Consider the following 10,769-nt stretch of genomic DNA (forward strand, 5'->3'; position numbering starts at 1 on the left):
CTTTTCTCTTTCTCTTGTTGGGTTTCTACTGATCGGCGGGCAACGCGCGAGCAGCCCCCAGGGGAATGAGGACGGCGGCCTCGTCGCCGAGTGAGGGGAGGCTGTGGGTGCCCGGGTCGGGCACAGAGACACGGAGTCGAACGGATTCGGTGATCTCCAGGACAACGGTGGCAAGGCTGCCCTCGTTGACGACGTCGACGACCCTGCCCGCGATCGACTGCTCGGCCGCCGCGGCGGCCAGACGGAGTGCCTCCGGCCTGAGCAGGACGCGGACTGCGTCACCCGCCGCGAGTGTCCCCGATTGACGTGCGAGCACAGTGGTCCCCGTGGACAGCCGGACGGTACATTCGTCCGACCCGACATCCGTACATACGCCGGGGATAAGGTTGGACTGGCCGACGAACCCTGCGACGAACGCGTTCGCAGGTTCCCGGTAGATGGTCTCGGGCGTGTCCAGTTGCTCGATACGTCCGGCCCGCATCACTGCGATCCGATCGCTCATCACCAGCGCCTCAGTCTGGTCGTGAGTCACGAAGATCGAGGTGATCCCGAGCTCGCGCTGAAGGTGCTTGATCTCCAGCCGCAGCTGCTCACGCAGCTTGAGATCCAAATTCGATAAAGGCTCGTCGAACAGCAATACCTTCGGGCGCACCACGATCGCCCTCGCCAGGGCGACGCGCTGCTGCTGACCGCCGGAAAGCTGACTGGACAGACGATCTTCCTTCCCTGCGAGCCCGACACGGTCGAGCGCATCTGCCACGCGCTCGCGGATCTCCGACTTCGGGCATTTGCGCATCCGCAGTCCGTAACCGACGTTCTGGCCGATCGTCATATGTGGGAAGAGGGCGTACTGCTGGAAGACCATCGCGGTGTCACGCCGGTCCGGCGGCAGCTGGTGCACGTCCTGGCCGTCGAGCAGGATGCGTCCGGCATCGGGCGTCAGGAAGCCCGCCACCATGTTCAGGGTCGTCGTCTTGCCGCAGCCCGACGGTCCGAGCAGCGTCAGGAACTCGCCGGGATGCACATCGAGATCAAGGTCCTCGACCGCCGCCGCGGAACCGAACTCCTTGCGGATCCCGCGCAGGGTCACGGCGGAGCCGCCGGTGCGTGCCTGCGTGGCCGGCTCCTCGGTGGTGCGTAGTTGTGCGATCACTTGGTACCTCCGTGGATGAACTCGGTCAGGCGGACGAACCGGGACGCCACGCCCGTGATGAGGCAGATGCTGAGGACGCTGGTCACCGCGACACAGGCCAGGGTCGGCGAGTACTCGTACTCCATGTATTGCAGGAGCTTGATGGGCAGCGTGTTCGCGTCCCGTGTGGTGAGGAACAGGGAGAGCTCGACGTTGTTGAACGACATGACGAAGGCGAACAGCGCGCCGGCGAACATCCCCGACCGCATCAGCGGCAGGGTGACGGTGACGAATGCGCGCCACGCCGAGGCACCGAGATCGCGAGCGGCGCGCTCCCACAGTGGGTTCACTCCGACCAGGCTGACCCCTACCGTGCGCAGCACGAATGGGATGCCGATCAGGGCGTGAGCAACGACCAGCAGTGTCGGGCCGATCAACCCCCGTGCGCCGAGCATCGAGATCAGTTGGACCACCGACAGGCTGATCACGATCTCCGGTAGAAGCAGTGGGCTGGCGAGGAATCCCTCCAGCGCGGCGCGGCCCCGGGCCGGTCCGCGTGCGAGGGCATAGGCCGCGGCCGAGCCGAGCAGCAGCGCGCATAGAGCAGAGCCCAGCGCGATTTCGGCGGACAGTGCCATGGGCAGTAGCCATTCGGGGGTGAGCGCGGCATCCCACCAGGTCAGCGATAGTCCGCTCGGGGGGAAGGCCGGGTAGGTGTCGGGCTGGATGGAGGTCCAGACCACGACGATCATCGGCACGGTCACGAAGGCGAGTACGAGCACGAGCAGCACGTTGCGCAGCAGCAACCATGGGTGGAAACGCATCGTTACATCCCCTTCCGTGACCGGCGTCCGGTCAGCAAGAGCGCGGACACGGTGGTGACGCCTACCGCGAAGAGGACCACCGCGATCGCCGCGGCCTGGCCCCATTCGAGGCTGATCACCATGCGTTCGCGTATGAGGGTCGCGAGTGTCTGCACGCGGCCGCCGCCGAGGATGGCGGCCGTGGCGTAGGCGCCGAGACTGATTGCGAATGTCAGCATGAATCCGGCGATCAGACCGGGCCGGATCAGCGGCAACGTGATTCGGAAGAACGTGGTGACCGGTCCGGCACCGAGATCGCGGGACGCGCGCTCGAGGACGGGATCGACGCTCTGCACACTCGACATCGCGGTGAAGACCGCGAAGGGCAGGAGCACGTGCACGAGCCCGGCGATCACCGCGGACTTCGTGCCGATGAACGCGACCGGCGAGCTGGACAGTCCGGTCCACAGCAGGATCTGGTTGACCAGCCCGTCGTCCTCTAACAGCACCAACCAGCCGTAGGTGCGGACCACGACGCTGGACACCAGAGGCGCTAGGACGACGAGAAGCACGAGCGTGCGCAACCGCGAGCCGGATCGGACGATGAAGTGCGCAACCAGCAGTCCTGCGGCTGTGCATATTGCGCCCACCATGACCGATATCGAGATGGTGTCCCACAGCACTGAACGGAAATAGCTGTCCCCGAACAGGTTGTCGTAGTTCGCGGTGGTGAGCGGGCCCGTGACCTTGGCGCCGTCGTAGGTCAGCACGCTACTCGCGAGCAGGACCGTGGTGGGGATCGCGAAGACCACCAGCACCCAGACCGTCGCGGGCAAAGTGAGCCACGGCAACCGGGAACGCTTTCGCGCCGGCGCGCGTGTGGGAGTGGGCGTGGGTGCCACAATCGCGGTCATCGCACGGCCTCCGCCCATTGCTGGCTCCATTCCGTGCGGTTCCGAATTACTGTCTCCGCATCGGCGATCTTGAGCTTCTCGAGTGCCTCGGGAGTTGTGACGTGTTTGGCCGCAAAGTCCGCAGGGAACTGCAGGCCGGTGATCGAGGGACCGACGTTGTAGGCAAGCGCCCACCGCTGCTGCACCTCGGGGGAAAGCCAGTAGTCGATGAACTTGTATGCCGCGTCCTTGTGCGGGGCACCGACCGGGATTCCGAGAGAGCCCAGTAGCGCGTAGGTTCCTTCACGCGGAACCGTGTAGTCGTAATCGGTTGTCTGGGAATAGATCGCGGCGCGGCCGTCGAAATAGGGGAAGGCCGTAGCGGTTCCCTTTGTCATGAACGGCACCGCCTCGGCCGAGTTGGTTGGCGTGCCGAGGGCGTACTTGGCCAGCTCCGCTGTCCGGGCGAACCCAGGATCTGGGTCGTCGATTCCCCCGCCGTCCAACTCGGCGGCGTTGAGCACCGCGTAGACACCAAGAATGTTGGCGGGGTTGAAGATCAGCGAACCCGAGCGGTACTCCGGATCCCACATCGCCTGCCAACTCGTGGGTGGCTGCGGAAATTCCGTGCGGTTGTACATCATCACGACCTGCTGGATGTCCTGAATCGCACCGACGCCGTAGGTGTTGTCCAGCAGTTTTTGCGGCACGTTGGCCATATTCGGCACCTGTTGCGGCGTCACCGGGGCGAGCAAATCATCCTGGCTGCCCTGATAGAGCTCGAGACTGGTCATGACGGTGACATCGAAACCGGGGTCACCATCGGAAGCCCTGATGGCCGCATACTGTTCCGTCGCCGACCCGCCGGTCGCATACTTGAGGCGAATACCGGTCTTCTCCGTGAACGGCTTGGCTATCTGCTCCTCGAAAAGGGCCTGATACTCGGCGCCAGGTCCCTCGACGACAACCACATCCTCCTCGTCATCGCCCGTACTCGTCGACGTGCAAGCGACCGACGCCACGGCGAGTCCGAGCACGATCACCACGCTGACTAACTTCTTCATGCTGGCTCCGTCTTCAGAATGTAACTAGTTACATTTGCCTTGTGACGTACCTAACCACATGGGCTCGCGATCGGTCAATGGTCGGTTTGCAGCGCCGAGATGCTGGCCGCACTTGCCCACCAATTCCCCCAAATGGCCACGTCAAGGCCTCTTACTGCGCCTCATCGTGAACAGACAGGTCACTGACGCTCCGGTTTCACGCTTAGCGCCCGAACCGAACCTTCGGGTCGGTTATGGTCCGTTCGTTCGCGCCAGTAACCGCAAATCGAAGAGGTACGCATGCCGACCCCGGTGGCCCAGCGAGCTGAACGGTAATGGTGACCGGGGTGAGCGTCGAAACAATGAGGACGAGCAGGCCGCCCAGACGATGGCGAAGCCGAATCGGACGTAGTACAGGTTTCGCAGCCCCTGGTGCTGCCGGCGGCTCGGCTACAGGGCGGGGCTGGGGCTGGGGCTGGCTTCGAGGGAACTGGACATCAGGTTCCTCTTTCCATGAGCGAGGTGGTGGATGGATTCGGTGCCATGCTGGTGATCTATCCGCTGTTCGACGTCGCCGCGGCCGTCGTCGACTTCCGTTCCTCAGGTGCCGCACGACCGCAGGTGCTGCTGTACATCAAGATGGCTCTAAGTCTGCTCACCGCCATCGGATTGGCTCTCGCCGTCACCTCCGGCATCCCGAGCGTTCTGCGGGTATGGGGCGCCTGAGCGATCACCGCGGGCATCGTGCAGTTGATCGTCGCGATCCGGCGCTACCGACTCGGTGGCCAATGGGCAATGATCCTCAGCGGCGGGCTCTCCACCATCGCCGGCGCAAGTTTCATTCTGCAGGCCGCCGGGGCGCATGCCTCACTCACCAACATCGCCGGATACGCGACGCTAGGCGGAATCTTCTTCCAGATCTCGGCGATCCGTCTGCACCGCCACGTAATTGAGGCGCAGTGAGCTGATCGAGTCCATCGCCCGGGAGACCGAACCGCACCCGTGAGGACCTTCCCTGCCGGACCAGGACATTCGATCTCGCTCCCGGACCTGCAGCGCCATCGCGTGCGCTCGAAGCGGTCTGTGGTAGCCGCTCAGGGGCGGAATCAGGTCGTGCCGTGGCGGAGAATGGAAGCAGGCGTCTCGGGGTCGGAGAATGCCTCGTCCACCATGCGCAGTGCGGGGACGACGACCGTGGCCTCGATGTGGTCGATGTGTTCGCACGTCCACCCGGTAACTCCCTCCGGCCCATCGGATTCCGGGCCGAAGAAGCGGTCGATTCCTGCATCGCTGTAGCCCCAGTCGATGAGATCGTTCCGCGTGCACCATCCATCGCGCGGCTCGGTGACAGTGATCAGGTACGTGGTGGTACCGCCGACCACGTTCCCGTTTTCGTCGAACGCGCCGCCGCTGTTGCTGGCGGTGAGTCCAGGGGCCTTGTCGCGGATTCGTCCTCGGTCGTCGGCCGTTGATACACGTACCACTCGCCTTTCTAGCATTATCGCAATTTGTGGCTATAGTCGGATCACTGAATATGCACAGGATGAGCCGGAGGCGTCACCCCTTCTCGGGGTTGGTGTCTCCGGTTTCCTCTTTCGCGCGGAGCTCGGCGCCCAGTCGTAGTTTCAGCTCGCGGCGGGCACGCTGCTTCGGCGTCTCGACGGGTTCGCCCTCGGGTTGGTCGTCGACGACCGGCCGGAACGTCGCCCGTCGCTTGATGTCCGGATGGACCACCAGCTCGGGGCGGCCCTTGTCGTCGGTGAACAGTCCCATCCGCAATCCCCTCATTCCTCGGTGATGTCCCGCAGCTGCACGATCATCCACCGGCCGATACTGCCGTCAGGGCGACGGTATCGCCCCTCCCCCGCCGAGACCACCTCGAACCGCATCCCTCTCGGCAGCAGGTGCGCGGTGTCGTCGACCGTATCCGAGCGTCCCAGATACATACCTCGGCCGGTTTCGATCTCGAACACCACATCCCGATCGCCCAGCGTTCCATCGAGTTCGTGAGCGGCATGGGTGGCCATCGTGTGCCGGTCGAAATCCAAACGGGATCCCGGCCGCAACGTCGCGGGCAGATTCGCCGCCTGCTGCGGCACCGCGTGCGGAAGGGTCACCGCGCAGTACAGGATGTGGCCGCGGTCGTTGAACCGTTCGGCGGTCTGAATCGCCCGGTCCACCCGCTGGACCTGGGAGCGCATCTTCTCGTCGAGTTGCTGCGCGTCACCGCGCGCCGTCGACAGTGCCTCGCCGACGGTCTTCCACCGGTCCGGGTCGCTGACCAGGTCCTGCACGCCGGTGTAGCCGACCTTCGGCAACTGCGACTGCGCCTTGTGCTTGTTCACCGACCGCACCGTGCGTTGGCGCGAACTCGGCGGCTGGCGAATCGAATCCGGGAGCGGCAGCTCCCGGCGTTTACGCTCGGACACCTCGGGGACGGTCGCGCGGGGAAGGCGCGCTCGAGGTCCTTGCGGGCCCGGGTGAACTCCGCGTCCTCGACCATCCGGTCCAGCTGCCGAGCACCGTCGCGCTCCTGGGCGCGGTCGTCGTAGGTGGCGGCCGGCCGTTAGCCGGCGGGCTTGGAAGCCGGAGTGGTGCTGGTGCAGGCCTCCGGATCCAGACGGGTCGGCGGCGCATCCGGGCTCACGTTGTACGCCAAAAGCGGTCCTCCACTTATCGATCACACCCCAGATATGACGAAGCGTGGCAGGCATAGTGTCCCAATTGACGGCCTGCCACGCTCGGACCCAACCCCGGAGGGTGGGTCTATCGCGGGAGCGGCATGTACTGGTGACCAAACCAGCAACTCGCTCCCACGCGTGCAATCGGCGTTCCCGCCGATTGCACGCCAGCGTACCGAAGATCCACTGCGGCAGTGCGATCGAAGGTTCCGATCTTCGCCACTTGGTTCGTTTGCGCACCTCAGCCCAACGCCGGCCGCTAGCTGGTAGCTGGTAGCTGACAGGTTGGGCCTGCAGCCAGATACTCCTTTAGCTGGAGTTTTAGTTGCTTCGCGGCCTCGATTATGCGAGTCGGGATGGGGCGCGGGAGGCCGGTACTGTCCAGATAATCCTGCAGTCGGATCGGACCGAGCACGCTTCCCACTGTGGAGGTCCGGCGCCAGTCGACCAGAAGATCACGGATGTCGCGTCCCTTCCGGTGAATGTGCTCGGAGATTCCCTCGAGCAGTTCCAGCTCGGACAGGGTCAGCACGGTCGGCGCCAAGACTGTTGCCGGCACGACCTGGAAAATGCGCTTTGCGCGGATCATGAGGTCCAGCTCGACGGTGCCTAGGTTGGGTACACCGTGGGCAGGAACAATCACGAACGGCAGGTACTGCGTTGACGGGCCCACGCCGTGATCGCAGCGCTTACCTAGTTGACGGATGGTGGCGGCGATCTGGTTGCACTTCTTGACCAGCGATTCGTCGGCGTCGGCAGCGTACTCGCTGACGTTCGCTAAACCCTGTGCCAGCTCTGCGTTGAGATGGTGGTTGGTCGCGTCGAGCGCGAGGCACACCTGTCCGGCGGGGATGACGAAGTCGCATACAGACGGTTTTTTGCTGGGGTCGGTGGCCCAAGCGTCCTGCATCTCCGGCTCTCGGACGAGTCGTGTCATTGACCGGCTGGCCGAGACGATACCGGTGAGTGTCTCCGCCACAGCCTCCTCGAACACGTCGTTCATGGCAAGGCTGAACGCCTCGGCGACTGAACGCGGCTCGGGCTTTCCGAACGAGAAGAAGGTTTGCCAGTACAGGTGCGAGCCGAAGAATCGTTCGATGCCCCATTGGTAGCGCATCAGTACCACGGTGTCGTCGTCGACTCTAAGGAACGGGCACTGCGTCAGCGTGTACCTCTGGTCGTCGATGTCGCCCTTCGCGCGATCCCGTGCAAGGCGCCGCTGGAATTGCGACACGGGCAAGGACATGTGATTGATCAGGAAGGAGATCGCGGCGTCTGTCGCTCCGGCGCTTACCAGGTCGGCTCGCCTGAACTCGATGTCTCCTGTGCCCGCACGTTCGGCGATGACCAGTCCGAGGGCCAGGACCTCACGGAGATCGATACCGTTGGCGGAGGCGAAAGACTCGGCGGGCGATGCGCCGAGTCGAGGATCGGTCACACTGTCCGGCCATGGCCGGAACCAGATGTTCTGCGTGGAGGCCAGCAGAGTCTCAAGTTTGGCCGGAGCGTTGCCGTGAAGGTTCGCGACCTCGTCCACCATGATCTCGCGAAGCATCTCAATGGATTCCTCGGCGGTCTTGACCATCGTCATCTCCGCAATACGGGCGATTCCCTCTTCGTCGAGCGTGCCATCTTCGCTGAACTCGTTGCGCAAATGACTAGTGGTAATTGAGAGAATGAGATGCAGCAGCGTAGTGGCGGACATGGGTTCCGCATCGGGTCGCTGCACCGCTGATTCGAGCGCTTCGCGGATCAGTTGCGTCACCGATCGTGGAGGAATGAGCCGGTGTCCTGAGCGAACCTGCCGAACCAGGTCCTCGGTGTGCGGGAGGTTCGCGTCGGCGAGTAGGTCGCACTCCACACGGTCTTGAGTCCAGGTCGTAGAAGTTGCGACGTCGAGTCGCGACTGGAGTTCAGCGACTGCTCTAACTGTTGCTTCACCGTCGTGTGAGGCGAGTAGTTCGGCACGCTCCCTGTCGGTGAGCGCCGGAACACCAGCAGTGCGGCATACGAGCGCGAAGGACTGCTTCGCCATCTCTTGATCGAGGAGTTCGCGTTCCTGCCTCGACAACGCCGGCCGTGCATTTGATGATGTCGCGGCTTCGGCGGCGGCCTTCTTAGGTGACCGGTTCTGATTGCGCCGACCGTTCTTGCGCGACAAGGGCTCCTCCATGTGCTGAACTTCGGTGGCGGCATGATCTCACTCGCGGCTTCCGCTAGACACTTACACATCCCACGAAAGGACGAGATGGGCCTCGGTTCCATCCGAGGCCCATCTCGTTGCCTTGTGGAAGTGGCGCGCGCAACGGGCAGGCCGCCCGCTTCCTGTCACTTCCTCCGCGCCGCAGTCCGGGGACCTCCAGCACCTTTCAAGGCTGAGTCGAAGAACGCCACCGCGACCTGTCCCGACTGGTTGCCGGGCGATCCCGACGACGAGGCCGGAAGATCCCCAGCTGGCTGCCAGGGAACTTGTGGATCAGACGCTACTTCTCCTCACTTGACGGACGGTACAGGGATGCCGACGACGGCGCAAGCAGAGTGAACTGCCCTGCGGGTTGCCCTTCGACTCCGCGCCTATCGGACCGGAGGGATAGCCACCCGTCCTACCGATGCACCGATAGGGCTCTGTACAGGGGCTTGTGGACGAATGAGAATTGAGAAGAGTACGGACTCGGAAGTCACGGCACTCAAGGATCGGGCTCCAACGCGTAAGAGGACAACCGCAGACGATCGCATCATTCTCACTTTAGAAGGAAAATTAGCTACACTTTGCAGAGTATCCGGTTAGTGATAGTTGATAAGTTAGTGACCGACAGATGAGTGAAGTATGGAGGACTCTATGAGTACCGGGGAGGCCCGCGAACGCATATCAACCTCGCGAATCGTAAAATCGTCCTCTGAACTGGCCTTCAAGCCGTCTCGCGAGTCGCTCGACCTCGCGAGTGAGATCGCAAGAAGCTCGAAGTTGAGAGTGGACATACCGATCCGGCATGTTTTCGTTCGCGATCTCGAAGGTGAAGGAAACACGCCACTTTCTCGGCTCGTCGCGACGCGAGGCCGAGGTAACGCCGTTGCCATCAAGCTGTACCTCGCACTGATCTGGCGCTGCGCCGCGCCGCCCTTCGATACGCAGGTCTCGTCCCGCAAGTGGGCGGCGTTGCTCAGCCTGGATGATCCCGAGCGCGGCGGCGCCAAGCGGGTCTCCGACGCCTTCCGAACACTCGCGCGGGAGAAGTTGATATCCGTGACCGCGAACCCCGGTGGCTCCTCGACCATCCAACTGCTCGAGGAGAGCGGGACCGGAGCCGCCTACGATTTGCCGTCGACCGCGTATGTACTGGCTAACGACCAGAAGGAGCGCCACCGGTACTTCAAGGTTCCGACCCGGTTGTGGACTCAGGGGCATATCCAGTCGCTTTCCGCCCCCGCCCTGGCGGTGATGTTGGCGGTGTTGTCGAGCCAGGAGGCACCGGGGAAACCCGTGTGGTGGTCAACGATCCTTTTCCCTGCACGCTTCGGCCTCTCACCCGCCACTAGAGCTCGTGGAACCAAGGAGCTCGTCGATAGGGGTCTATTGAAGGTAGGCAAGACACTTGTCAACGAATCACACTTCTCCTCACGGGAGTTCACACAGGAACGTGTCCGAAACGTCTATCGGCTGACGGGAGCCGCAGGCCCTGTTCGCACGGTCAAGAAGAAGCCGCGCCGCCGCCGCCCGGGCCCCACACCTCCCCCTCCCTTGCAAGGATGAAGTTGGGATAGCAGCCGTGCCGTGTTCACCGCTCGCCCCGCTCGCGACTCTGGTCCATGACCATCCGGCCAAATACACCGGCTCTATCAGTGAAGACCGGTACGGATGACAGACAGTTTGGACAATCGAGAACGGCCAAGAAGCGTTTCGGTGGTCAAATCCCCTAGCCAGCGTGCGCAACACGCCCTTCGCAGAGACCGACTCCTCTCCCTGCCGAAAAATGCGACCGTAGAAGGGGGCTCGAACATCGAGCCTCGTGTGGACAAACCTGTGGACAGTTCACGGGATGGGACAAGTCGGACAAATTCACTAAGCTTTGATCTTGTGACGCCGACCCCGTGTTGAGCGTCGCTCGGGGTGCCGAGCAGCGGGTAGGTGTTCGTCAGTGACGTTGCCGATCTGGGTGGCGGCGTGAGTGTGGGGTTGATCTTGGTGGTCTGCACCGTCAGTGTGACGAGGAACTGAT

11 protein-coding genes are annotated in these 10,769 nt (G+C 63.3%); 3 read left to right on the forward strand and 8 right to left on the reverse strand.

Going from position 1 to position 10,769, the window contains the following annotated elements:
- Positions 1 to 25: 25 nt before the first annotated feature.
- From G9373_RS16360 to G9373_RS16375, 4 genes are read right to left on the reverse strand one after another with little or no spacing between them, the layout of a single operon-like run.
- Entirely contained in the window at positions 26 to 1,153 is a 1,128-nt protein-coding gene (locus tag G9373_RS16360) for an ABC transporter ATP-binding protein (protein WP_167115838.1), read from the reverse strand.
- Positions 1,150 to 1,956, reverse strand: a complete 807-nt coding sequence (locus G9373_RS16365; RefSeq protein WP_167115840.1) for an ABC transporter permease — start codon at positions 1,954 to 1,956, stop codon at positions 1,150 to 1,152. The genes G9373_RS16360 and G9373_RS16365 overlap by 4 nt, the downstream gene beginning before the upstream one ends.
- A 2-nt stretch (positions 1,957 to 1,958) precedes the next feature.
- Positions 1,959 to 2,849 carry an ABC transporter permease gene (locus tag G9373_RS16370; protein ID WP_167115843.1) on the reverse strand — a complete coding sequence of 297 codons (891 nt, stop codon included), beginning with the start codon at positions 2,847 to 2,849 and terminating at the stop codon, positions 1,959 to 1,961.
- Positions 2,846 to 3,892 carry an extracellular solute-binding protein gene (locus G9373_RS16375; protein ID WP_167115851.1) on the reverse strand — a complete coding sequence of 349 codons (1,047 nt, stop codon included), beginning with the start codon at positions 3,890 to 3,892 and terminating at the stop codon, positions 2,846 to 2,848. The genes G9373_RS16370 and G9373_RS16375 overlap by 4 nt, the downstream gene beginning before the upstream one ends.
- Positions 3,893 to 4,384: 492 nt before the next feature.
- Between G9373_RS16375 and G9373_RS45905 the strand changes: the two genes are divergently transcribed.
- Both G9373_RS45905 and G9373_RS45910 read left to right on the forward strand, forming a co-directional pair.
- Complete coding sequence (locus G9373_RS45905) at positions 4,385 to 4,597, forward strand: hypothetical protein (RefSeq protein ID WP_206032255.1); 213 nt, start codon at positions 4,385 to 4,387, stop codon at positions 4,595 to 4,597.
- Positions 4,598 to 4,615: 18 nt separating this feature from the next.
- Complete coding sequence (locus G9373_RS45910; protein ID WP_206032256.1) at positions 4,616 to 4,834, forward strand: hypothetical protein; 219 nt, start codon at positions 4,616 to 4,618, stop codon at positions 4,832 to 4,834.
- A gap of 143 nt (positions 4,835 to 4,977) precedes the next feature.
- On the opposite strand, the gene G9373_RS16385 is transcribed toward G9373_RS45910, so the two are convergent.
- The 4 genes from G9373_RS16385 to G9373_RS16400 all read right to left on the reverse strand — a co-directional run bounded on the left by G9373_RS16385 (position 4,978) and on the right by G9373_RS16400 (position 8,713).
- Positions 4,978 to 5,355: a hypothetical protein gene (locus G9373_RS16385; protein ID WP_167115856.1), complete on the reverse strand. Its 378-nt coding sequence runs from the start codon at positions 5,353 to 5,355 to the stop codon at positions 4,978 to 4,980.
- Positions 5,356 to 5,428: 73 nt separating this feature from the next.
- Positions 5,429 to 5,644: a hypothetical protein gene (locus tag G9373_RS16390; protein WP_240960545.1), complete on the reverse strand. Its 216-nt coding sequence runs from the start codon at positions 5,642 to 5,644 to the stop codon at positions 5,429 to 5,431.
- Positions 5,645 to 5,655: 11 nt separating this feature from the next.
- Positions 5,656 to 6,300 (reverse strand): hypothetical protein, encoded by a 645-nt coding sequence (locus tag G9373_RS16395; RefSeq protein ID WP_240960547.1) that lies wholly within the window; start codon positions 6,298 to 6,300, stop codon positions 5,656 to 5,658.
- A 511-nt stretch (positions 6,301 to 6,811) separates the two neighbouring features.
- Positions 6,812 to 8,713, reverse strand: a complete 1,902-nt coding sequence (locus G9373_RS16400; protein WP_167115869.1) for a hypothetical protein — start codon at positions 8,711 to 8,713, stop codon at positions 6,812 to 6,814.
- Positions 8,714 to 9,391: 678 nt separating this feature from the next.
- Here G9373_RS16400 and G9373_RS16405 point away from each other — a divergent pair.
- Entirely contained in the window at positions 9,392 to 10,303 is a 912-nt protein-coding gene (locus tag G9373_RS16405; protein WP_167115874.1) for a hypothetical protein, read from the forward strand.
- Positions 10,304 to 10,769 lie beyond the last annotated feature (466 nt).

It is taken from the genome of Rhodococcus sp. A14, from assembly GCF_011603105.1.
Lineage (GTDB): Bacteria > Actinomycetota > Actinomycetes > Mycobacteriales > Mycobacteriaceae > Rhodococcus_F > Rhodococcus_F opacus.